This is a genomic window from Mycobacterium sp. B14F4 (assembly GCF_039871645.1).
Taxonomy (GTDB): Bacteria; Actinomycetota; Actinomycetes; order Mycobacteriales; family Mycobacteriaceae; genus Mycobacterium.
In genome coordinates this window covers 1-25,573 of the sequence record NZ_JBDPMF010000008.1, presented here as the reverse complement: position 1 = coordinate 25,573, position 25,573 = coordinate 1, and the positions used below count along the sequence as shown (strand labels likewise).

General features: G+C 67.4%; 7 protein-coding genes and 1 pseudogene. 4 read left to right on the top strand and 4 right to left on the bottom strand.

What is annotated here, in order from left to right:
- Positions 1-20: 20 nt before the first annotated feature.
- A complete protein-coding gene (locus ABGB19_RS20535; protein ID WP_347687844.1) occupies positions 21-13,463 on the bottom strand; it encodes an Ig-like domain-containing protein in 13,443 nt (4,480 codons plus the stop codon).
- Here ABGB19_RS20535 and ABGB19_RS20530 point away from each other — a divergent pair.
- The gene (locus ABGB19_RS20530; protein WP_347687843.1) at positions 13,438-14,160 is read left to right on the top strand and encodes a hypothetical protein; all 723 of its coding nucleotides are present in this window, start codon (positions 13,438-13,440) and stop codon (positions 14,158-14,160) included. The genes ABGB19_RS20535 and ABGB19_RS20530 overlap by 26 nt on opposite strands.
- Positions 14,161-15,151: 991 nt before the next feature.
- Positions 15,152-17,641, top strand: a pseudogene (gene secA / locus ABGB19_RS20525) (preprotein translocase subunit SecA); the annotation flags it as partial.
- Between the two features lie 64 nt (positions 17,642-17,705).
- Here the strand turns inward: secA and ABGB19_RS20520 are convergent.
- The gene (locus ABGB19_RS20520) at positions 17,706-18,377 is read right to left on the bottom strand and encodes a GAP family protein (protein WP_347687842.1); all 672 of its coding nucleotides are present in this window, start codon (positions 18,375-18,377) and stop codon (positions 17,706-17,708) included.
- 90 nt (positions 18,378-18,467) lie between these two features.
- Positions 18,468-19,277, bottom strand: a complete 810-nt coding sequence (locus ABGB19_RS20515; RefSeq protein WP_347687841.1) for a tryptophan-rich sensory protein — start codon at positions 19,275-19,277, stop codon at positions 18,468-18,470.
- A 196-nt stretch (positions 19,278-19,473) separates the two neighbouring features.
- On the opposite strand from ABGB19_RS20515, the gene ABGB19_RS20510 reads away from it, so the two are divergent.
- Positions 19,474-21,141 (top strand): dynamin family protein, encoded by a 1,668-nt coding sequence (locus tag ABGB19_RS20510; protein ID WP_347687840.1) that lies wholly within the window; start codon positions 19,474-19,476, stop codon positions 21,139-21,141.
- The gene (locus ABGB19_RS20505) at positions 21,138-22,718 is read left to right on the top strand and encodes a GTPase (protein ID WP_347687839.1); all 1,581 of its coding nucleotides are present in this window, start codon (positions 21,138-21,140) and stop codon (positions 22,716-22,718) included. The genes ABGB19_RS20510 and ABGB19_RS20505 overlap by 4 nt, the downstream gene beginning before the upstream one ends.
- A gap of 72 nt (positions 22,719-22,790) precedes the next feature.
- Here the strand turns inward: ABGB19_RS20505 and ABGB19_RS20500 are convergent.
- The coding region (locus ABGB19_RS20500; RefSeq protein ID WP_347687838.1) for a beta-propeller fold lactonase family protein at positions 22,791-25,573 on the bottom strand (2,783 nt) is incomplete at its 5' end.

Here is a 25,573-nt window from a genome sequence, read left to right as displayed (position 1 = left end):
ACGCGAGGTGCCATCGATTCCTAGAGTCCGCTCGGGGCGACCGAGATGACCGACACCGTGGAGCCGTTGCTGTTCGCGACGTAGACGTGATCGCCGTCGGCGCTGACGGTTACCCCAACTGGGAGATTACCCACCGGGATGGTGGTGATCACGGCGTAGTTGAAGGTGTCGATCACCGACACCGTGCCGCTGCCGTTGTTGACCACGTAGAGCAGGCTGCCGTCACCACCGATCGCGGCCAGTTGTGGGTTCACACCACCAGTTGGAATGTTGGTGATGATGCTGTTGTCGGTGGTGTCGATCACCGAAACAGTGCCGTCGCCGCTGTTGACGATGTAGGCGAACGCGCCATCGGGGCTCAACGTCACCCCGACGGGAGCGTCGAAGCCCGAGATGGGAGTGACGGCGCGCGAGCCGATATCGATCACCGACACGACGCCAATTTGGCTCGCGACGTAAGCCCGCGTGCCGTCTGGACTGATTGCGATCCCTTTCGGATTCGGGGCGACGAGGACAGTACCCTCCACCGCGTTGTTCGCCGTGTTGATGATCGACACGGTGTTGCTACCGCTGTTGGTCACGTAGGCGTGGCTGCTGTCGGGGCTGAACGCGACGGCATATGGGCTGGCGCCGCCGGTATAGAAGGAAGTGGTGCCGTTGGTCTTGGTGTCGATCACCGTCACCGTGTTGCTGCCGCTGTTGGTGACATAGGCGCGGGTGCCGTTGGGGCTGACGGCCACGCCAAATGGGTTGATGCCGACGGGAATGTACGTCACGACCTGGTTACTGGTGGTGTCGATCACCGCCAACGTGTTGTTGCTCCCGATAACGACGTAACCCGTGGTGCTGCCTGGTCGCAGCGCGACCGTTACCGGCAGCGGGGACACCGAAATCGTGTCGGTGACGGTTGCGGTCGCTGGCAACAGCTGGACGTTGATCGGCACGGCGGTGGTGGCGTTATGACTGTCGGTCACGTTGATAGTGAAGGTCATGGTGTCGGTTTCGGGAGTCACGCCGGCGCGAAGCCGAAGCGCGTCCGAAGGAATGAACGTGAAGTGGCCAGCCTGGTCAAATACCAGTTGGCCTTCGGCTGGTACGACCGCGCTGTAACCAAGCGTGTCGCCATCGGGATCGGTAGCGTGCACTGATCCCATGACGGCACCGGTCGTTGAGTTCACTCCGTCGATCGAGTAGGCCGGGGAACCGGCCACTGGCGCGCTGTTGCCCACCAGGTGAATCACCGACACGCTGTTGCTGGCTGAGTTGGTGACGTAGATGCGGCTGCCGTCGGGACTGACCGCCATGTCCGCCGGTGAGTTTCCGACCGGGATCGGGCCGCCGATCGCGGAATTGGTGGCGGTGTCGATCACTGTCACCGAGTTGCTGCCGCCCCTCCTGGAGACGTACAAGAGGCTGCCGTCGGGGCTCAGGGTCAACCCTTGTGGCGAGCCGACCGTGATCGTCGCGGTGACGACGCGGGTGGCGGTATCGATCACCGACACCGAGTTGCCGTTGCTGTTCAACACGTAGGCGCGCGTGCCGTCGGGGCTGAACGCGACGTCATATGGTGAGTAGCCGACCGGGATCGGGGTCCCGATCACGGTGTTGGTGGCGGTGTCGATCACCGACACTGAATTTGCATTGTTATTGGCGACGTAAACTCGCGTGCCGTCCGGGCTGACCGCTAAGCCGCCCACATAGGCGTTGAGGCTGATGTTGGTGACGAGGGTGTTATTGGTGGTATTGACTACCGACACCAAATTGGTGCCCCAGTTCGCAACGTACGCCCGCGTACCGGCCGGGTTGACTGCGATGGCGGCGGGGTTATACATACCACCCACGACGCCGACACGGTTGTAGCTGCTGGTGTCGTACACCGACAGGGTGCCGTTCGTCGTGTTCGGCACATAGAGCCGGGTGCCGTCAGGGCTGAGGGCGAGCCCGTTCGGGTTCCCGCCGACGGTGATCGTATGGATGACGCCGTTGGTGGCGGTGTTGACAACCGACACGGTGCCGCCACCTGGGTTGGCGACGTAGGCGCGGGCACCGTCGGGGCTCACTGTCACGACGGTCGGGCTGCTGCCGACCGAGGCGGCCGCTTTGACAGTCGCTTCCGCCGGCGAAATCGGGAGACCCGTGACGGTGACGGGTGTGGCGCCTCCGTAGCCGTCGGTGGCGGTGACAGTGAAGCCGTCCGCGTCCGTGCCAGGGGTTTCTTGCGCGTGAAGGCGCGCAGCATCATTGGGGTCATAGGTGAACGACCCGTTCGGGCCGAAGGTCACCTTGCCGTCGGTCGGGGCCGTGGTCACGGCGTAACTCAGCGTGTCGTCGTCTGCATCGCTGACATTCATCGACCCATTGACGATCCCCGTCGCCGTGTTCACGTTGTCCACGGTGGAGGCGGGATCAGCCGCCACTGGCGCGGTGTTGCCGGCCAGCGAGATGACCGATACCGGGCGCGTGCCGGAGTGGGTGACATATAGACGGCCGCCGTCGGGGCTGACCGTCACCGCGTTGGGGCTGCTGCCGACCGCGATCGTGTTGGTGACCGCATTGGATGTGGCGTCGATCACCGCGACGGTACCGCTCGAGGGCTTGGTGACGTAGGCGAGACTGCCGTCTGGGCTGACAGTCACCGCGTTGGGGCTGCTGCCGACGTCGATGGTGGCGATGACAGAGTTGTTGGCGGTGTTGATCACCGAGACCGAGTTGTAGTTGGCGGTGACGTAGGCACGGGTGCCGTCTGGGCTGACGGCCACCCCGTACGGCGCGACCACATTGATGGTGTCGGTGACGGCGTAGGTTGCGGTGTTGATCACCGAAACCTTGTTGTTGCTCACGTTGCCGACGTAGGCGCGGGTGCCGTCGGGACTCAACGCAATTGAACGCGGTTGACCGGCGACGTAGATGCTTTGAACACCGCCCATGCCGGGATTGGTGTCGATCACGGTGTTGGTTGCGGTGTCGATCACCGACACGAGGCCGCTTCCGGGGTTGGTGACGTAGACCCGGGTGCCGTCCGGGCTGATCGCCACCGCCCATGGAGAGCCACCGCCGGCGGGGCCGAGGTTGATGGTGCTGGTCCCATTGGTGGCGGTGTCGATCACCGTCACCGTGCTGGAGCCGCTATTCGCGACGTAGGCGCGGGTGCCGTTAGGAGTGACCGCCACCCCGAGTGGGCCGGTGCCGACCGGGATGGTGGCTATTACGGTGTTGCGTGCCGTGTCGACCACGGACACCGTGTTGCTGTCGAAGTTGGTCACGTAAGCGCGGGCGCCGTCGGGGCTGACCGCCGTCGTGAACGGGTTGTTGCCGACCGGGATGTCGGCGATGTCGGCGAATTGCGCTGGTGTGATGGGAATTCCGGTGACAGTGACGGGGGTGCTCGCGCCATAGCCGTCGGAGACGGTGACGGTGAACCCGTCGGTGTCGGTCGGGCCGGCATGCAGGCGGGCCGCGTCGGTCGGGTCATAGCTGAACGACCCGTCCGGGTTGACGGTGACCGTGCCTTGGGTCGGCGCCGCCGTCACGGCGTAGCTCAGCAAGTCGCCGTCGGGGTCGGTGACGTGCAACACGCCGCCGACGATGCCGGTGTGCGGTTGGGCCGTCTCAACGGTGTACGCGGGATCGGCGACCACCGGGGCATCGTTGTGCCCGATGGAGATCACCGACACGGTGCCGGAGGTGTTGTTGGTGACATAGGCGTGAATACCGTCGGGACTGGTCGCCACACCTGGCAGTCGGGCACCGGCGGGGAAGGCCACCGTGTCCACGACAGTGTTCGTCGCGGTGTCGATCAACGAGACCGAGTTGCTGCCGTCGAGCGGTGAGACGTAAACGATCGTGCCGTCCGGACTGACCGCCACCTGGGATGGCCTGCCGGCTACGGGGACCGTGGCGATGACCGAATTGGTGCCGGTGTCGATCACCGACACCGAGTAACTACTGGTGTTTGCGACATAGGCCCGGGTGCCGTCGGGGCTGACCGCCACCCCGTGCGGCCAAGCCATCCCAGGAATGGTGGCGATCACCGTGTTAGTGGCGGTATCGATTACCGCGACGTTGTTCTTCTCGGCTCTCGTCACGTAAGCCCGGGTGCCATCAGGGCTGACCGCGACCCCGATCGGATCACCGCCGCCATAGGGGTCGACGGCAATGGTTGTGACCACGGTGTTATCGGCGGTGTTGATGACTGTCACAGAGCCACTCTGGCTGTTGACGACGAAGGCGCGAGTGCCGTCGGGGCTGATGGCCACCCCTTGTGGATTGCCACCGACCGCGATCGTGGCAGCCACCGAATTGAGGGCGGTGTCGATCACTGACACCGTGTGGCTGCCGTAATTCGTGACGTAGGCGTAACTGCCGTCCGGTGTGACTGCAACGCCACGGGGGCCAACGCCGACGGGGATGGTGGCGGTGACGGTATCGGTGGCGGTGTCGACCACCGACACCGAGCCGCTGACCTGATTGACGACGTAAGCGCGGGTGCCGGCCGGGTTGACTGCCACCCCGTACGATCCGGAACCTGTAGCGACGCTTTCAGTGAGGACGGCGTCGGCGGGCGAAACCGGGACGGCGACCACGCTGACCTCGGTGGAGCCGCCGTGGCCATCGGTCACGGTTACCGTGAAGGTGTCAGCCTCTTGCGCGGGCGTGGTGTATGCGATTAGGCGGGCGTTGGTGTAGGGCGTGTAGGTGTAGGCGCCAGTCAACGGGTCGATGGTGACCCGCCCGAAGGTTGGTGCCGTGCTGAGGTGATAGGTCAGGGCGTCGGCTTCGATATCGGTGACGTTGAGCGATCCCGCCACGACACCTGCCCCGTTGGGGTTGCCGACCGTCGGCCCGCTGCTGACTGGATCGGCGTTGACGGGACTGATCGTGACAACCACAGGGACGGCGACAGTCCCACCGCGGCCGTCGTCGACGGTTACGGTGAAGCTGTCTTGCCGGTCCGCTTCCGAGGCGCCGTCGGCCGAGGCGGCATGGCGGGCTTCCGCGGTCGGGGTGTAGGTGAACGACCCTGTGGGCGTCACCGTCACACTGCCGCCCTTGCCGGTGGTCGCCGGGGCGGAGTAGGTCAGCGTGTCGTTGTTCGGGTCGGTGACGTGAACCGCGCCGTCGACGATGCCGGTGTCGGCATGCACCGTGTCAATGGTGTACGCGGGGTCGCTGGCCACCGGCGGGCCGTTCTGCTCGATCGTGACGACCGAGACGTTGGTGCCGACCGAGTCGCTAAGGTACGCGCTGCCGTTGGGGCTGAACGCAACACCGGCCGGAGCGCCGCCGACATGGATGGGATTGACGCCGGCAGTCGTGGCGTCGGCGTCGACCACCACGTTGGTGGTGGGATCGATCACCGTCACGGTGCCGTCGCCGTAGTTGGCCACGTAGGCGAGGCTGCCGTCGGGGCTGAACGCTATTGCGTACGGCTGGCGACCGACCGGGATCGGGTCGCCGACCACGGCATTGGTGGTGGTGTCGATCACCGTCACCGTGTTGCTGTTGAAATTGGTGATGTAGAGGCGATCGCCGTGGACCGTCGCGCCCATCGGACGGCTGCCGACCGTGATGGTGTTGGTGACGGTGTTGGTGGCGGTGTCGATCACCGAGACGGTGCCGCTACCGGAATTCGTGACGTACACGTGGTCGCCGCTTGCCGCGACGCCGTATGGGTAGGAGCCGGTTGAGATCCTGGTGACCACAGTGTTGGTGGCCAGGTCGACGACGGTCACGGTGGAGCCGGGTTCCCAGGAGGGGTTGCCGTAGTTGGCGACGTAGAGATGGTCGCCGCTGACCGCCGAGCTCATGGGGCGGTACCAGTTGCCCCCCATCGGGATGGTCGTGACGACATCGTTGGTGGTGGTGTCGATCACCGTCACCGTGCTGCTGCTCCAATTCGAGACGTAGAGGCGGTCGCCGCTGACCGCCAGGCCTGACGGATTGCTGACAGAGATCGTGTCGATGACGGTATTGGTGGTGCTGTCGATCACCGACACCGAGTTGCCGGCACCAACGTAAATGACGTCGCCGCTGTTCATCACAGATCCCGAACCGCTTCCGACCGGAATGGTGTCGGTGACCGTGGCTTGCCCGGCGCCGACCGGGACCGCGACGTCGACCTGACTGGCGCCGCCGTGCCCGTCGTCGACGGTCACAGTGAACGTGTCGGTATCGGCTTCGGGGGTGAGGTTGGCCTGGAGGCGAGCTAAGTCGGTCGGGTCATAGCTGAACGAGCCGTCGGGGTTGACCGTGACCGTGCCCTTGGCCGGGCCGGTGTTGAGGGTGTAGGTGATGGTGTCGTTGTCGGTATCGGCACCATTCAGCGACCCGGTGACCAGCCCGGTGAGGACATCGGGGTCGGTGTTGGTTGGCGCGATGGTCGGTGCGGTGTTGGCGGGTGTGATGGTGACGGTGATGGGGACGGTGGCGGTGCCGCCGTGGGCGTCGTCGACGGTGATGGTGAAGGTGTCGAGTTTGTCCGTCGCAGAGGCGTTCTCGTCGGCCGCGAGGTGGCGCGCATCGGCGCTGGGGGTGTAGGTGAACGATCCGTCGGTGTTGACGGTGATGCTGCCCTTGGCGGTGGTGGTGGTGCCGGTGTAGGACAAGGTGTCGTTGTCGGGGTCGGTGGCGGTGACTGTGCCGGTGACCACGCCGGTGGCCGGGTCGGGGGCGTTGACAGTGTGGTCGGCGGCCGGCAGCGCGTTGTCGGGGTCGATGGTCACGCTGATCGGCACGGCGGTGGCGCCGCCGTGGCCGTCATCGACGGTGACGGTGAACTCGTCCAGCTTTTCGGCGTCGGTGGCGGTGTCGGCGGCCGCGTCGTGGCGGGCGTCGTCGGTGGGGGTGTAGGTGAACGATCCGTCGGCGTTGACGATCAGGTTGCCCTTGGCGGTGGCGCCGGTGCCGGTGTAGGACAAGGTGTCGTTGTCGGGGTCGGTGCCGGTGACCGATCCGGTGACCACCCCGGTGTCGGGGTCGGGCGCGGTGACGGTGTGGCTGGCGGCCGGGGCGGTGTTGGCCGGGCTGATGTCCACGCCGACGATCACGCTCACGGTGCCGCCGTGGCCGTCGTCGACGGTGACGGTGAACTCGTCGAGTTTGTCTGCCGCAGAAGCGGTGTCGGCGGCCGCGAGGTGGCGGGCAGCATCGGTGGGGGTGTAGGTGAACGACCCGTCGGCGTTGACGACGACGCTGCCCTTGGCGGTGGTGGTGGTGCCGGTGAAGGTCAGCGGGTCGTTGTCGGGGTCGGTGGCGGTGACCGATCCGGTGACCACACCGGTGGTGGGGTCGGGGGTGCCGGGGTTGGCCGTCACACCGGCGGGCGCGACGTTGGCCGGGCTGATGTCCACGCTGACCGGCACACCGATGCTGCCGCCGTGGCCGTCGCCGACGGCGACGGTGAGACTGTCGGTCATGTCTTCTGGGCCGGCGGTGTCGGCGGCGGCGGTGTGGCGGGCCTCGGGGGTGGGGGTGTAGGTGAAGGTGCCGTCGGGGCTGACGGTCACGCTGCCCTTGGCGGTGGTGGCCCCGGTGTAGGTCAGCGAGTCTCCGTCGGGGTCGGTGACGCCGCTGATCGTCCCGGTGACCTTGCCGGTGACCGGGTCGGGGGTACCGGAGGCGGAGGTGCCGCCGACGGGAGCGAGGTTGAGCGGGCTGATGGACACCAGCACCGGCAGCACAGCGGTGCCACCGAGCACGTCGGTGACGCTGATAGTGAAGGTGTCCTGCTTGTCGGTCGGTGTCGCGGCGTCAGCGGCGGCGTCGTGGCGGGCGTCGTCGGTCGGTGTGTAGGTGTAGGTCCAGGTCCCGTCGAGATTGTCGACGCCCTCGACGCTGCCCTTCGACGGCGCGGTGTTGGTGACGGTCAGGGGGTCGCCTTCGGGGTCGCTGGCGGTCAGCGTCACGGTGACGTCGCCGGTCGCCGGGTCCGGGGTGCTGACCGTGGTGCTGGCGTCGGGTGCGGCCGGCACGAGGGAGAGCACCGACACGGTGTTGGTGGTCACATTGGTGACGTAGGCATAGGTGCCGTCGGGGCTGACCGCCAGCCCTGCCGGGCTGTTGAAGCCCGGCACGGTATCGATGACCGTGTTGGTGGCGGTGTCGATCACCGACACGGTGTTGCTCGACAAATTGGCGACGTAGACAAGGCTGCCGTCAGGGCTGACCGCCACCCCGTACGGATAATCGCCGATAGGGATGGTGGCGGTGACGGTGTTGGTCGCGGTGTCGATAACTGACACGATGTTGCTGGTGTAATCGGTGACGTAGGCGTAGGCGCCGTCGGGGCTGACCGCCACCCCGTACGGGGTGGTGAAGCCGGGGATAGTGGCGGTGACGGTGTTGGTGGTGGTGTCGATCACCGACACGGTGCCGGCGTTGGTGTTGGCGACGTAGGCGTTGGTGCCGTCGGGGGTGACCGCCACCTGCTGCGGGTTGCTGCCGACCGGGATGATGGCGGTGACGGTATTAGTCGCGGTATCAATCACTGCCACGGTGTTGTTGCGGCTGGTCACGTAGGTCTGGCTGCCGTCGGGGCTGACCGCCACCCCAATCGGTCCGTCGAAGCCCGGGATAGTGGCGGTGACGGTGTTGGTGGCGGTGTCGATCACCGACACCGAGTTGCCCCAGTAGTTGGTGACGTAGGCGTGGGTGCCGTCGGGGCTGACCGTCACAAGGTGCGGTCTTTGGCCGACGGGGATGGTGGCGGTGACGGTGTTGGTGGCGGTGTCGATCACCGACACCGAGTTGCCCCAGTAGTTGGTGACGTAGGCGTGGGTGCCGTCGGGGCTGACCGCCACCTGCTGCGGGTTTGTGAAACCTGGGATGGTGGCAGTGACGACGGCGTCCGCGGGTGCAACGGGGACCGCGGCCACGATGATGTCGGTGGTGCCGCCGTGGCCGTCGGAGACGGTGACGGTGAAGCTGTCGGTGTCCACGCCTGCGGTGTTGGCCGCGTTGAGGCGCGCGCTGTTCTGCGGGGCGTAGGTGAAGGTGCCGTCGGGGTTGACCACGACCGCGCCGTGCGCGGCGTCGCCGGTGAGGGTGTGGATGAGGGTGTCGCCGTCGGTGTCGGTGACGTTCAGCGATCCGCTGACCAGCCCGTCGGTGCCGGGCTGGCCGAACGTCGGCACGCCGGCCGGGGCGGCGTTGGCCGGGCCGACCGCCACGCTGACCGGTACGGTGACGACCCCGCCGTGGGCGTCGTTGACGGTGACGGTGAAGGTGTCTTGTTTGTCGGCGTCGGTGGCGCCGTCTGCGGCCGCGACGTGGCGGGCCTCCGGCGTGGGCGAGTATTCGAAGGTGCCGTCGGGGTTGACGGTGACGCTGCCCTTGCCCGGGGTGGCCGTGACGGTGTACGTCACGGTGTCGCCGTCGGAATCCGCGACATTCATCGACCCGCTGACCAGTCCGCTCGTCAGATCAGGTTGTGCCACAGAGGGATTCACGGTCGGTGCGGCATTGGCCGACCCCACGGTCACCGTGACCGACACCGGCGTCGTCGCGCCGTGGCCGTCGTTGACGATGACGTCGAAGGTGTCCTGCTTGTCGGCGTCGGTGGCGCCGTCGGCGGCCGCAGCGTGGCGAGCCACAGGCGTCGGCGTGTAGTCGAAGGTGCCGTCCGGGTTGACGACGACGCTGCCCTTGGGCGTGGTGGCAGTGCCGGTGTAGCTCAGCATGTCGTCGTCTGCGTCGCTGCCGGTGACGGTGCCGGTGACCGCGCCGGTCGCGGGGTCGGGGTCGCCGGACGTGTAGGCGCCGCTGGGTGCCGTGTTGCTAGGACTGACCGAAACGAAAATGATGACGGGCGTGGAGAAGCCGTATCCGTCGTTGACCGTGACGATGAAGGTGTCGAGCTTGTCGGCGGGTGATGCGGTGTCGGCCGCGGCAGCGTGGCGGGCCTCGTCGGTGGGGGTGTAGGTGAAGGTGCCGTCGGGGTCGACGGTGACGCTGCCCTTGACCGAGGCGCCGGTCAGGGTGGTCGTCACGGTGTCGCCGTCCGGGTCGGTGCCGGTGACCGAGCCGGCGACCACTCCGGTGGCGGAATCGGGATCGGGAACGTTGACGTGCAGTGTGGGTTCGGCGTTGGCCGAGCCGATGGACACCGTCACCGGGACGGCGGTCACGCCGCCGTGGGCGTCGTTGACGCTGATGTCGAAGCTGTCCAGCTTGTCGGCTTCGGTGGCATTGTCGGCGGCCGCGGTGTGGCGCGCTTCGTCGGTGGGGGTGTAGGTGAAGGTGCCGTCGGCGTTGACGACCACCTCGCCTTTGGAGGTGGTGGTGCTACCGCTGTAAGTGAGCGGATCGCCCTCGGGGTCGGTGCCGATGGTGGTGCCGGTGACCACACCGGTGGCGGGGTCGGGAGCGCCGGGGGTCGCGGTGCCCGACGGCGCGGTGTTGTCGGGGTCGACCGCGACGAAAACCGTTTCGACGGTGGTGAATCCATGCCCGTCGGTGACGGTGATGGTGAAGGTGTCCTGCTTGTCGGCGGGGGTGGCGTCATCGGCGGCCGCGGTGTGGCGGGCGTCTGGATCGGGCGTATAGGTGAAGATGCCGTCGGTGTTGACCACTACGCTGCCTTTCGGCGTGGTGGCGGTGCCGGTGTAGGTCAGCGGGTCGCCGTCGGGGTCGGTGCCGGTGACCGATCCGGTGACCACACCCGTATCGGGGTTCGGGTCTGAGATGGTGGTCTGCAGGGTGGGTCCGGCGTTGGCGGGGCTGATCGTCACCGTCACGGGCACGGTCGTTGTGCCGCCGTGGGCGTCGGCGATGGTGACGGTGAAGGTGTCTTGTTTGTCGGCGTCGGTGGCGTCGTCGGCTGCCGCAGCATGGCGCGCAACGGAATTGGGCGTGTAGGTGAAGGAGCCGTCGGTGTTGACGTCGACGGTGCCTTTGGCGGTGGTGGTGCTGCCGGTGTAGGTCAAGGTGTCGCCGTCGGTGTCGGCGCCGGTGACCGTGCCGGTAACGACACCGGTGGCGGGGTCAGGGCTGCCGGGGTTCGCGGTGCCGGACGGGGCGATGTTGGCAGGGCTGATCGCCACGGTCACCGGAACCGTGGTCAGGCCGCCGTGGCCGTCGGCGATGGTGATGTCGAAGGTGTCCTGCTTGTCGGCGTCGGTGGCGCCGTCGGCCGCCGCGGCATGGCGCGCAACCGGATTGGGGGTGTAGCCGAAGGTGCCGTCGGTGTTGACGACGACGCTGCCCTTGGCGGTGGTGGCGGTGCCGCTGAACGTCAACGCGTCGCCGTCGGTGTCGGTGCCGGTGACCGCGCCGATAACCACCCCGAAGGCCGGGTCGGGCGGGTTGACGGTGGTGGTGCCGGTCGGCGCGCTGTTGGACGGGCTGATCGTGACGGTGACCGGGACCGCGGTCGTCCCGCCGTGGCCGTCAGTGACTGTGACGGAGAACGCGTCTGCCTTCTGATCGGGCGTGGCGGTGTCGGCGGCCGCGGTGTGCCGTGCCTCAGGGGTCGGGGTGTAGGTGAAGCTGCCGTCGGAGTTGACGACGACAGCGCCCTTGGGGGTGCTGGCCGAGCCGCTGAAGGTCAGTGCGTCGTTGTCGAGGTCTGATGCGGTGATCGTTCCGGTGACCGCGCCCGTGTCCGGGTTGGGGGCGTCGACGTCCGCCGTGCCGGTGGGTGCGCTGTTGGCCGGACTGACCGTGACGGTGACCGCGACGGAGGTCAGGCCGCCGTGGGCGTCGTTGATCGTGACGTTGAAGGTGTCTGCGTTTTGATCGGGCGTGGCGTCCTCGGCGGCCGCGGCGTGGCGGGCGTCGGGGGTCGGGGTGTAGATGAAGGTGCCGGCGGGGTCGACCGTGACGGCGCCTTTGGGGGTGGTGGCGGTGCCGCCGTAGGTCAGCGGGTCCCCGTCGGTGTCGGCGCCGGTGATCGTGCCGGTGACCACGCCCGTGACGGGGTTCGGTGCGCCGGGTGTTGCGGCGCCGGTCGGTGCGGTGTTGACCGGGCTGATCGGCACCGTGACCGCGAGGACGGCGGTGCCGCCGTGTCCGTCGTCGGCGGTGATGTCGAAGGTGTCGCTCTTCTCGTCGGGAGTGGCGGTGTCGGACGCGGCCGCGTGGCAGGCCTCAGGCGTCGGTGTGTAGGCGAATGTGCCGTCGGGGTCGACGATCACGGTGCCCTCGGGGGTGGTGGCGGTGCCGGTGAAGGTCAGCGGGTCACCGTCGGCGTCCGTGCCGGTGATGGTGCCGGTGACGATTCCGGTCACCGGGTCGGGGATGTTGACCGTCTGCGTCAGACCGGACGGGGCGATATTGTCGGGACTGATTGTGACAGTGGCGGTTTCGGTGTCGATGCCGTGGTGCAGGTCGGATGCACGCAGCTGGAAGGTGTCGGTGTCGATGCCGGGGGTGGCAGCCGCGGTATGTCGCGCTTCGGCGCTGGGGGTATAGGTGTAGCCGCCTGCGGTCGCGGTCAGCGTTCCGAATGCAGGATTCTGTACCACGATGTACGTGACGGGGTCGGTGTCGGGGTCGGTGACAGTGACCGAAACATTAACCGCGCCTTCTGCATTGGGGTCTGAAACAACCAGAGTCATGTTCGGTGGGACATTGGTCGGGTCGATGGAGACGGCGACGGGGACGGAGGTCACGCCGCCGTGCCCGTCGTCGACGCTGACGTTGAAGTTGTCGGCGAGTTGGTCAGGGGTGGCGTTCTCGGCCGATGCCTCGTGACGGGCGGCGGGGGTGGGTGTGTAGGTGAAGGTGCCGTCGAGCGGATTGAGGATGACGTTGCCGTCCGCGGGTCCGCCGGCCACGAGGTATGTGAGGGTGTCGAGGTCGGGGTCAGTGACGTGCATCTCGCCGGCGACGGCGCCGGTGGACGGTTCGGCAGCCCCGAGGGTGTAGGCGGGGGTGCCGGGGATGGGGGCGGAGTTGACCGGGGCGACAGTGACATTCACGGTGGTGGTGACGTCGTGGCCGTCGTCGCCGAGCCAGCCGAAGGTGATGGCGTTGAGGAATCCGGAGAATCCGTGCATATGCCAGTAGGCGCTGGTGTCGACGGCGGTGACGGTGAAGGTGTCGGTCCCACCCGTGTTGTACATGCTTTCGGGTGCGGTGTAGGTGAAGGTGCCGTCGGAGTTGACGACTACGGTGCCGCCGTTGACCGGGGTGCTGGCGGTCAGGGCGAGGGTGTCGCCGTCGGCGTCGGCGGCGGTGAGCCGGCCGGTGATGGTGTCGTCGACCTGGGTGGTTGTGGTGGGGTCGTAGGTCAGGGTGGGGGTGGAGTTGAAGAAGGTGCGTCGCACCCAGGCGAACACGCCCCACAGCACGGGGGTTTGGGCGGTGGCCGGGGTGGCCGAGGTGGGGGTGAAAGGGGCCAGCAGGGTGGTGATCACCCGATTGATGAACCCGACCGGCGCCGGAGCCTCCGGAGTCGGGGCGACGCTCAGCGCGGCCGGTTCGGCACTCGCAGCCGTGGTGAGTGCTTCGCCGCTGGTGGTCACCAGGGCGGTGGGGGATTCGCCGGCTGCCGGGCCGGATGCGGACACGGGCGCCGGTCCGGTGGTGGAGACAGCTACGCTCGGGGCGGCTGCGGGTGCGGTGGTAAGCCGTGAGCTCGCTTGCGACTCCGGGGTTTCCGGCGTGATCGCCTGCGGCGTTTCGGGCGTGTCGGCCGACGACGTGATCTCAGGTGCCGGGGCCTCCGGCGCGGCCGTAGCTGCGGCGGGCGTGGCCTCTTGCACCGGCGCCTCCTGCACCGAATCGACCGGAGCGGTCGTCGCGGGTGTCTCGGCGATGGTTTCCGGGGTCGGCTCCTGTGCTGCCTCAGCGGACGTCAACGCGCCGCCCGAGCTGCTCACTGTCACCTCGGGGCCGGTGCCGCCGGGCGCCGACACCGTCGACGAGGTCTGCGACGGCGACTCCGTTGAGGTTTCGGCCTCGGCGGCGGCGGCGGACTCTGACGTCTGCGCGCCTCCGGAACTGCTCACGGTGCTGGCGGGCGCCGACGGCGTTTCGGAGGGCTCCGACGTCTCAGTGGTCGAGCCCGCCTCCGCCGGCGCCGAGGTCGACGTCGTGCCCGCGTTTGTCTCGGTGGGTTCGGCCCAAGCGACAGCGGGCTTCTGGGCGGCGGCCAGGGCGGCGCCGACCCCGAGTGCCGCCGCCAAGACGCCGACTCGGCCGATGTTGTGGGCGTATTGAAGCGCGGGATGGGCTCCGGATGCCTCCGACCCTGGGAGGGCGTGCCTCTCGAGCGAGCCGCTCGGCGTCCAACCCTTGGAACCTCGTGCGGCGCGTCGCACCAGCGGGTGTGTGGGTTTGAGGCCCGGCACCGCGAACACCAGCGAGCCCGGCTCGGCATGAACCAGTTCCCACTTCACCGTCTGCGACGCTGCAGCCTTGGACTTCTCAGCGGACTCTCGGCGTGAGACGTCGGGGGAGGTGGTCATGTCTTACTCCTGGAGTGGGAATGGCAATCCCAGCCCGACAGCTGCGGCAAACGGCCGCAAGTTGACTGTCGTGCTGGTCGAGTTCTTCGCTGCAGTCAACGCCCATACCCGTATGGGTAATAGGGTCCTTGGTCCCCGGAACGAAACTTTGGTCGGCGATCCAGCTGACCGGACCGCGGTACACGGGCACGGACGGTCTGCGATTCGGCGAGATATCACCGATTCCAAATAAGTTGGTGCGCTCATCATTTAGCGGTGGTTACCACCGGGCGCGTCGGACGGCCTGGCTCGATGGTCCCGAACGGTTCTCTGCCCGTTGTTGATAACGCAAAGACTCGATAGCGGGGGTTGATATCGGCTTGGGTGTACGACGCGGGGCCGAGCCTCGATGCCCGGCCCCGCGTCCCGCGGTAAGACGGTGCTGCCCGACGTCATGCCACCCACCGAGATGGCTACCTCGGCCTTGTCGAGGACGTAGAGCTCGTTCGTCATGATGCATTTCTCGCGCATGAGGTGCCCACGTGCCGCGACCCCCGTTTGCTGTCAAGGCCGACACCGTGTTTCATGGGAGTCAACGCCCATACCCCCGGGGGTTGTTAGGGTCGAAAGACCTCACCGAAACGGACGCTTGGTCGTACCGGTCGGCGCCGGAGAATCGGCACGATGTTGAGGTGAGCGACGCTTTTGAGGGCCGCGCCTTGGTGTGCGCCGAAGACCCGGCATAGTCACAGCAGTTCAGAGCCGTGTTCGCAAAGCTGCTCCGGTTAGGCGAAGGCCGGATGGTCAAGCGCCTGAACGCCGTCGTCGAGGCGATCGGCGGGCTCGCCGAGGATGTCGAGAAACTCACGGACGCCGAGCTGAAGGCCAAGACCGCAGAATTCGAGCGCCGACACGCGGCCGGGGAAAGTCTCGAGGCCCTCCTGCCCGAGGCGTTCGCCGTGGCCCGTGAGGCCGCGTGGCGGGTGCTGGAGCTACGCCCCTACGACGTGCAGGTGATGGGAGGTGCGGCCCTGCATTACGGGCACATCGCCGAGATGATGACCGGAGAGGGCAAGACGCTCGCCTGTGTCATGCCGGCCTACCTCAACGCATTCAGCGGTGGGGGTGTGCACGTCGTGACCGTCAACGACTACCTCGCCAAGCGGGATGCCGAACAGATGGGCCGGGTGCACCGTTTCCTCGGGCTGAAAGTCGGCGTCGTCGTCGCAGAAATGAAGCCCGACCAGAGGAGGGCGGCCTACGCCGCCGACATCACCTACGGCACCAACAACGAGTTCGGTTTCGACTACCTGCGCGACAACATGGCGCACTCGCCGGCCGACCTGGTTCAGCGCGGCCACCGATACGCGATCGTCGACGAGGTCGACTCGATTCTCATCGACGAGGCGAGAACGCCCCTGATCATCTCCGGGCCGGCCGAGGGGTCAACGATGTGGTACGCCGAATTCGCGCGGCTCGCAACGCTGATGGTACGGGACAAGCACTACGAGGTCGATGAGCGCAAGCGGGTGGTCGGGGTCCACGAAAAGGGGGTCGCGTTCGTCGAGGACCAACTGGGCATCGACAACCTCTACGAGGTCGCGAACTCCGCACTGGTCGGCTATCTCAACAACGCGGTGCGGGCCAAGGAGCTGTTCCACTGCTGCAAGGACTACATCGTCAGCGAGGAGGGCGAGGTGGTCATCGTCGACGAGTTCACCGGCCGGGTCCTGGTCGGGCGCCGCTACAACGAGGGTCTGCACCAGGCCATCGAGGCCAAGGAAGGCGTGGAGGTCAAACCCGAGAACCAGACGCTGGCCACCATCACGCTGCAGAACTACTTCCGGCTCTACGACAAACTCGCCGGCATGACCGGGACAGCGCTCACCGAGGCCGCGGAGTTCCTCGAGATCTACCGCCTCGGCGTGATCACGATTCCACCGAACAGGCCGATGGTCCGCCAGGACGAGCCGGACGTGATCTTCAAGACCGAACTCGCCAAGTTCAACGCGGTCGTCGACGACGTGGTCGAGCGGTACGCCAAGGGGCAGCCGGTGCTCATCGGCACGACCAGCGTCCACAAATCGGAATACCTGTCGCGGCAGTTCACCGAGCGGAACATTCCGCACACCGTGCTCAACGCCAAGCATCTCGAGGAGGAAGCGGCCATCGTCGCCGAGGGTGGTCGACGGGGCGCCGTGACGGTAGCCACCGACATGGCCGGTCGCGGCACCGACATCGTGCTGGGGGGCAACGTCGATTTCCTCACCGATCAGCGGCTCCGTGCGCAGGGTCTCGATCCGACCGATACACCGCAGGAATACGAACAGCGCTGGCGCGAGGAGCGGCCGCTCGTCAAGGCCTTGTCCGCCGCCGAGGCCGAAGAGGTCACCGGCCTGGGAGGCCTCTACGTCCTGGGCACCGAACGTCACGAATCGCGCCGTATCGACAACCAGCTGCGGGGCCGCTCGGGTCGTCAGGGTGACCCCGGTGAGACGAAGTTCTACCTGTCACTCGGCGACGAGTTGATGTTGAGGTTCAACGGCGAAGGAGTGCAGAGGCTTCTGGATCGGCTGAAAGTCCCCGACGACTTGCCGATCCAGTCCAAGATCGTCGCTCGGGAGATCCAGACAGCGCAGACACAGGTCGAGCAGCAGAACTTCGAGCAGCGTCGCGACGTTCTCAAGTACGACGAGGTGATGAACCGGCAGCGGCAGGTGATCTATGCGGCACGCCAGCGGATCTTCGAGGGCGGAGATCTCAGATCGCATGTGCTGCAGATGATTCGGGAGGTCGTCTCCGGCTATGTAGACGCCGCCACCGCCAGGAGTTCGCCCAAGGACTGGGATCTTGACGCGCTGTGGACCGCGCTGAAGACGTTGTACCCGGCCAGCGTCGACCCCCGCATGCTGACCCACTCACACGCCAGGGGTGGCGATGTCAAGGTGACCCGGAAGCGGTTGCTCACAGCGCTGGTCCGCGATGCCGAGAACGCCTTCGCGCAGCGGGAAGCCGAAGTCGACGGCGCGGCCGGTCGGGGCACGATGCGCCAGCTGGAACGCGATCTGATCCTCACCGTTGTCGACCGCAAATGGCGTGAGCACCTGTACGAAATGGATTACCTCAAGGACGGAATCGGTTTACGCGCAATGGCGCAGCGCGACCCCGTCGTCGAATACCAACGCGAAGGGTATGACCTGTTCGTCGCGATGCTCGAGGCTGTGAAAGAGGAAAGCGTGGAACGGATCTTCAACACCGTCGTCAAGGCCCGGCCCGCCCGCAGCGCCGAAGCCACCGTAGGGGCGTGACCGGCGCTGACTAGCTCGAAACCGAGGCGATGCCCTGGGCGACGAGCACCACGCCGAGCAGACCGAGGACGACGGCCATGATGATGCGGTTATGGTCGACGATCCGCTGTCTGGTCCTGGCGAGTGCCGCGCCGGCGCGTTCCCCACCGCACATCAGGAACAAAGCCACCGCAACGAAGGGCGCGGTGGCCAGCACCGTGAATGCGGCCAGCGACGTCAGCACAGCAATGGTCGAGACGTGGATCGAGGCGAGGTAAGACCCGACCGAGAGCAACACCAGAGCGTTGATCGGGTTAAGCCACACGACGGTCAGCGAGAGCATGAAAACGGCGAACGAACCCATTCCGGCGATCTCGGCGAACACCGCCGGGGGCGTCGGGTCGTCTCGTTTGAGGAAGCTGCGGACGGCGAACGGGACCAGCAGCACACCCAACCCGATGAGTACCCACGCCATGGCGGTACTCGTCTCCGCGGCGAGTGTGTCGCTCTCGACCGTGGCGCTGAGGATCGAGGCACCGAGGAGAGGCAGCAGGAACACTCCCGCTGTGACCGAGGCGAGGAATACAAGCGCATTCCGGCGGGCCCGCGCGGAGAACAGGATCAGGATCAGCTCGATGATCCCGGTCGGGCTCAGTGCGACGGCGATGGCGGCGGGCAGCATCGTCGCCCACAGCTCACCCATTCGGATGTTCGCCGGGCGTGACCCGCGCCCTCTGTGTGGTGCGATTCAGCACGGCTGAGCCTAACCACACGGCCGGTTTGCCTCGTAACGTCAGGAAACCGAGGGCTCGCTCCGGCGGCGAAACAGCAGCACCGCGACCGCCGCAAGGAAGATCGCCAGGCACGCGATCACCGTCGTGACGACGCGCGGGTACCCGCCGTCGAAACCGTCGGCGGACAGGTGCTTGACGAGGATGCCGGTGTAGGCCCACAGCAGCACGACACCGTAGGCGACGTCGCGGTTGCGCAGCATCGTCATCGTCCCGATCGCCGCCGCGGCGAACAGCACGACGACGGTCCAGGTCGACTCGGCAAGACCGAAGCCGTCCCAGCCGACACTGACCAGAAACACCGTGACGTTCGCGACCGTGGCCACGGTGATCCAGCCGAAGTAAACGCTGAAGGGCACACCGACGAACAGCTTCTCCCGCCTCGTCAGGCCCGCGGCCACCACCATGCGGGTGATGAGCGCCAGGCAAACCAGGATCACCACGATCAGCACCACCGACAGCGCGATCGCGTCGTAGTGCCACGCGAACACCCACGCCACGTTGGCAAGCGAGGAGATCGAGAAGTACACGCCCACCTTGTCCAGCAGCGCCGCGCGGTCGCTGGTCGACGGGCCACCCCGGAACAGGCCGAACTGATAGAGCACGTGCAACCCGAGCAGCAGGTAGATCACGCTCCAGATGGAGAAGGCGTATCCAGCAGGCGCGAACAGGTTGGGATAGGCATCCGACACGTCGCCGGTTCGAATCCCGTTGATCGGCAGAGTGTTTGCGGCGATGTTGACCGCCACCATCGACAGGTATGTCACGGCTACCAGCGCGGTGATCGGGCGCACCGCCGTCGTTGCTGTCATCTGAAGTTCCTTCGTCGCGGACGCGGTTATGAACTGCCGCCCTCCCGGATCGGGCACACCAACGGTACGTTCGGCTGCCCGCGAACCGAGCCGTAACCGATGCCGAGCTCGGTTTCGATTCGGCCTGAACACCCGAGCGCGATATGGCAGACAGGTCTGACCAGCGGTGACACGATTACTGCGTGGACGAGAAGCGATGACGCAAGCAACCGATCTCGTTGATGCGGTGGATGCTCTGGGCGAAGTGCTGGGGCGGACGACCTTCCCGCTGCCGGCGCCGTCGGCGTGGCAGGCCGAGCGGGACCGCCGCGAGTTGACCGGCCAGCTGGCCGACTATCTGATCCCCCGGTTGCGCAGTATCGATGCCCCGCTGTTGGCGGTGGTCGGCGGGTCGACGGGCGCCGGGAAGTCGACACTGATCAACTCCCTGATCGGCAGCGAGGTGAGCCCGGCCGGCGTCCTGCGGCCGACCACCAGGGGCCCGGTGATCGTGTGTCATCCCTCGGACCTGATGTGGTTCACCGACGAGCGGATACTGCCGCAATTGCCGCGCTCATCGGGGCCGGACGGCCTGCGATTGGCGACGAATCCCGGGATCGGGCCCGGGCTCGCGCTGCTCGACGCCCCGGATATCGACAGCGTGGTGAGCACCAATCGTGAGCTCGCGGCCACCCTGCTGGCCGCCGCCGACCTGTGGATCTTCCTGACGACCGCGGCCCGGTACGCCGACGCGGTGCCCTGGCAGATGCTCCACACCGCTCGGGACCGCGGCACCGCGATCGCCATCGTGCTCGACCGCTGCCCGCCCGAGGCGGTCAAGGATGTGGGCGCGCACCTGTCGGACATGCTCGCGGCGAACGGGCTTGGCGACGCGCCGCTGTTCGTCGTGGTCGAGCAGCCTCTGCGTGGCGGATTGTTGCGGGACAAGGCGATTGCGCCCATCCGGTCGTGGCTGGCGAGCCTGACCGCCGACGCGGAGCAGCGGGCCGCGGTGGTGCGCTACACCCTTGACGGGGCACTCCGCAGCCTCCCGCCCCGCACGTACGCGCTGGCGCAGGCGGCCGATGAGCAGTCCGCCGTCCGTGAGCAGCTCCAGTCCTGCGTGTACTCGGCCTACGACGGCGCTCTTGCGCGGGTGGACGAGGCGGTTCGCGACGGTGCGTTGTTGCGAGGAGAGGTGCTCGCCCGCTGGCAGGACGTGGTCGGTACCGGCGAGTTCCTGCGCAGGCTGGAGTCACGAGTCGGCCGGATCCGGGACCGCGTGGTGGCCGCGGTGAGCGGGCGGCCGACACCGGTGGAGGAGCTCGGGTCGGCGTTGGAAACCGGCATCGCGACGGTCGTGCAGGCCGCGGTGGAGGAGGCTGCGGAGACGGCGTACGGCTGCTGGGCGCGGCATCAGGCCGGTGCACCCTTGTTGACCGAGGAGCTGGCCCGGCCCGCCGCCGGGCTGACCGAGGCCGTCGAACGGCTGGTCCGCGACTGGGAGAAATTCGTGCTCGAGCTGGTGCGCACCGAGGGCGCGTCGAAACGGTCGGGGGCACGACTGGCGTCGTACGGCGTCAACGGTGCCGGCCTGGTCGTGATGCTGGCGGTGTTCAGCCAGACGGCTGGTTTGACCGGCGCCGAGATCGCTGTGGCCGGGGGCACGACGGTGGCCAGCCAGAAGGTGTTGGAGGCGATCTTCGGCGAGCAGGCGGTCCGCGGCCTGGCCCGGCAGGCGCGCGAGGACCTGCTGGCGCGGGTCGGCGAATTGTTGGCTCAGGACAGTGGCCGGTACACCGACGTGCTGGGTTCGGCATCGTCGATGGTTTCCGGCGACGAACTGCGAGCGGTCGCCAATCACGTTGCGGCGGCGCTGCGGTGACCCTCGCGGACCGACTGGCGGCGCTGTCGTCGGTGACCGAGCTGGGGGCCGGTCGGCTGCCCGCCGATGTGCTGACCGACCTCCGCGCGCTGGACGAGCGGGCCGGGAGCCGGCTGCGGCTGTCGGGGGAGTACACCGTGGTGGCGCTGGCCGGAGCGACCGGGAGCGGAAAGTCCTCGTTGTTCAATGCCGTTGTCGGGGAGCAGCTGGCCACGGTCGGCGTCCGGCGCCCGACGACGTCGGCGAGCCAGGCCATCGTCTTCGGTCCGTCCGGTGCCACCGAGCTGCTGGACTGGCTGGAGATCGGGACCCGGCAGTACAACGATGCGTCGTCCGCTCCCGAGCTGTCCGGGCTTGTACTGCTCGACCTGCCCGACCACGACTCGACCGAACTGTCCCATCGGGCCGAGGTGGACCGGCTGGTTCGTCTCGTCGACGCCTTCGTCTGGGTGCTCGACCCGCAAAAGTACGCCGACGCGGTGCTGCACGACTCGTATCTGCGGCCGCTGGCGGCGCATCGCGAAGTGATGGTGGTGACCCTCAACCAGTCGGACCGGCTGTCCGCCCCGGACCTGGATTCGTGTGTACGAGATCTCCACCGGCTGCTGGCCGAGGACGGCCTGGCGGGCGTGCCGGTGTTGACGACGTCGGCGGTGACACCTGGCGGGGTGGCGCCGCTGCTCGACTTCCTGGCGTCCACCGTGGCCGACCACCGGGCGCGGACCGCGCGGGTGAGCGCCGATCTGGATTCGACCGCCGCCCGCCTCGCCCCACTGGTCCCGCAGCGGCGTTCCGATCCCGCGCTGCGCGACGGCGAGCGACGGCTGCAGACTGCGTTGGCTGCCGCTGCCGGAGTTCCCACCGTGGTGGCAGCCGTCGGCCGTGCCTACGACCGGCGCGGACTGGCGGCGGTTGGCTGGCCACCGCTGCGCTGGCTGGCTAAGGTGCGACCGGATCCGTTGCGGCGGTTGGGGATAGGTCAGTCGGGTGCGCAAGACGAAGTGCTCCGTCGCACGTCGTTACCGTCGGCGTCGGCGGCCTCACGTGCGGCAGTGGACAGTGCCGTCCGCGCGCTGGCCGACACCGCATCAGCCGGGCTGCCTGCGCCGTGGCCCCGAAAGTTGTTGGAGGCGGCGAAGTCTCGTTCGGAGGCGGTGCCCGATGCGCTGGACCGCGCCGTCGGCGGGACCAACCTCGGGATGGACCGGCCCCCGCGGTGGTGGGCGCTGGTCGGCGCGGTCCAGTGGGCGTTGCTCGCCGCGGCGGTTGTGGGCGGGGCGTCGCTGGGGGTGATCGCCGTGTTGGCCTACTTGCAGATCGACGTCGATGCCCCATCGCTCGGGCCGTTCGCCTGGCCGACCGTGCTTCTCGTCGGTGGACTTGCCCTCGGACTGGTGCTGCGGGTGCTGATCCGGCCCTTCGTGGCGTTGGGCGCGGCCCGGCGCCGGCGGCGGGCGGCTTCCGAACTGCGCAGGCGGGTGGACACCGTCGGAGAGGAGTTCGTCCTGGCGCCGCTGCGGGCGGAACTGTCGGTCTACGAGCAACTTTCGGCGGCGGTCCAGCGGCTCGGCCGCTGATCGGAATGCTCGGGTGCACAGGTAGCCGATGCGTGGGCCCTCACCCCGGCGACGGGGTGTGCCCGGGTTGGATCAGGTGAGGCTGATGACCGACACCGTATTGCTGGATTGGTTCGCCACGAAGACCAGTGTGCCGTCCACGCTGACCGCGACCGCGGCCGGTATTGACCCGACGGGGATTACTTGGATGACCGTGTTGGTGACGGTGTCGATCACCGACACTGTGTCGTCTTGCTGATTGGTGATGTAGACGAGGCTGCCGTCGGGGCTGATCGCCACCGCGACCGGAAGGGATCCGACGGGGATGATATAGGTGACGGTGTTGGTGGCGGTGTCGATGACGGACACCGTGTCGGCGAAGAAGTTGGTCACATAGAGGAGGCTGCCGTCGGGGCTGACCGCCACCGCGGTCGGGCTTGATCCGACGGGGATGATGTCGGTGACGGTGTTGGTGGCGGTGTCGATCACCGATACCGTGTCACCGGCGAAATTGGTGACGTAGAGCAGTTCGCCGTCGGGACTGACCGCCACCCCGCTCGGGTTTGATCCGACGGGAATGACGTCGGTGACGGTGTTGGTGGCGGTGTCGATCACCAGCACCGTTTCGCTGAAACTGTCTTCGGACAGGCTGAAGCCGTTTGCGACGTACACGTGTGTGCCGTCGGGGCTGACTACCACCGCGGTCGGAAAGGTTCCGACGGGGATGGTGTGGAGGACGGTGTTGGTGGCGGTGTCGATCACCGATACCGAGCCGCCGAGTCTGTTGGCGATGTAGAGCAGTTGCCCGTCGGGGCTGACCGCCGCCGCGATGGGGAACTCTCCGACGGCGATGTATGTGACGGTGTGGTTGGCGGTGTCGATCACGGACACTGTGTTGCTGCCGCTGTCGGCGACGTAGACGTGTGTGCCGTCGGGGCTCACCGCCGCCGCGACGGGACCGGAGCCGACGTGCACCGGGGTTGCGGCGAGGGCATTGGTGGCTGTGTCGATCACCAACACCGAGCCGTTGGTGCCGACGACGTAAAGCAGGGTGCCGTTGGGGCTGACCGCCACCGCGACCGGAGTGACCGGACCGTCCCAGGGGCGGATCGTGGCAGTGACGGTATTGGTGGTCGTGTCGATCACCGACACCGATCTGCTGGCGTAGTTTGCCACGTACACGTGTGTGCCGTCGGGGCTGACCGCCAGCGCGGTCGGAAGGTTTTCGACGGTAATGGTTTTCGTGACGGTGTTGGTGGCGGTGTCGATCACCGACACTGTGGAGCCGACTCTGTTGGCGACGTAGACCTGCGTGCCGTCGGGGCTGACCGCCACCGCGCCGGGAGCGTCTCCGACGGCGATGGTGGCGGTGACGGTGTGGATGACGGTGTCGATCACCGACACCGTGTTGCTGCTGCTGTTGGCGACGTAGACCCGCCTGCCGTCGGGGCTGACCGCCACCGCGAGCGGACCGGACCCGACCGCGATGGTGTGAGTCACGGTGTTGGTGGCGGTATCGATCACCGACACCGAGGCGCTGCCCTGGTTAGCGACATAGACCTGTCTGCCGTCGGGGCTGACCGCCACCGACGTCGGTATCGACCCGACGGGGATCGTGCGGGTGACGGTCTGGGTGGCGGTGTCGATCACCGACACCGAGGCGCTGCCCTGGTTGGCGACGTACAGAAGGGTGCCGTCGGGGCTGATCGCCAATGCGACCGGAGAGGACCCCACGCCGATCGTGCCCGTGACGGTGTTGGTGGTCCTGTCGAACACCGACACCGTACCCATGGAGTCGGCGAAGTAGAGCTGGGTGCCGTCGGGGCTGATCGTCACCGCGGCCGGATAGAGCCCGACGTCGAGGCTGCCCGTGAAGGTGAAGGCGGCGGGGCTGACCGGGACGGCGACGGTGTCGGTAGCGGTGGTCACGCCGTCGGAGGCGGTGACGGTGAAGGTGTCGACGGTGGTCGCGGACGCGGCAAGCCGGGCGGCGTTGGTGGGGGTGTAGGTGAACGCACCCGTAGTGGCGTTGAAGGTCAGGTGCCCTTGCGCGGGCGGGCTGGTGACGGCGTAGACCACCGGTACAGGGACCGGGGTAGTAAGCGCCACGACGCCGGTGACGATGCCGTTGGCGTCAGGTGCGGCGACGGTAGAAGTGAACCCGTCCGGGCTGACGTGGACGGTGACGGTGGCGGTAGACCCGCCGACGAGGGTGTAGGTGAAGGTGTCGGTGCCGTTGAAGTTGAGGTCAGGGGTGTAGACGATCGTGGCGCCGTCGGCGGTGATGGACGCGGCGCCGTGCGCGGGGTCGCTCACCCTCTGCACCGGTTTGGGGCCGGCGTTGATGGTGCTGTCGTTGGCCAGCACATCGATGGTGGTGGCGATGCTGTCCTCGGCGACGGTGACGGTGTCGTTGACCGCGGTCGGGAGTTCCGAGACGACGGTGAGGGTGACGGTGGCGGTGTTGGAGACGGGGATGAAGGTGTTGGCCGCGCCCAGGGTGTAGGTGAAGGTGTCGGTGCCGCGGAAGTCGTTGTAGGGCCGGTAGGTCACGGTGCCGTCGGTGCCGACCTCGACGATGCCGTGGCTGGGGGCGGTGACGATGGTGATGGCGCCCAGGTCGAAGTTGGTGCCCGGGTAGCGGGTGTCGTTGGCGCCCAGCGCCGGCGTCAGCTCGGTGGGCCCGTTCATCAGCACCGTGTAGGTGTCGTCGGCGGCCAGGATCGGGCTGATCACATGCAGGGTGACCGTGGCGGTGTTGGAGACGGGGATGAAGGTGTTGGCCGCGCCCAGGGTGTAGGTGAAGGTGTCGGTGCCGCGGAAGTCGTTGTAGGGCCGGTAGGTCACGGTGCCGTCGGTGCCGACCTCGACGATGC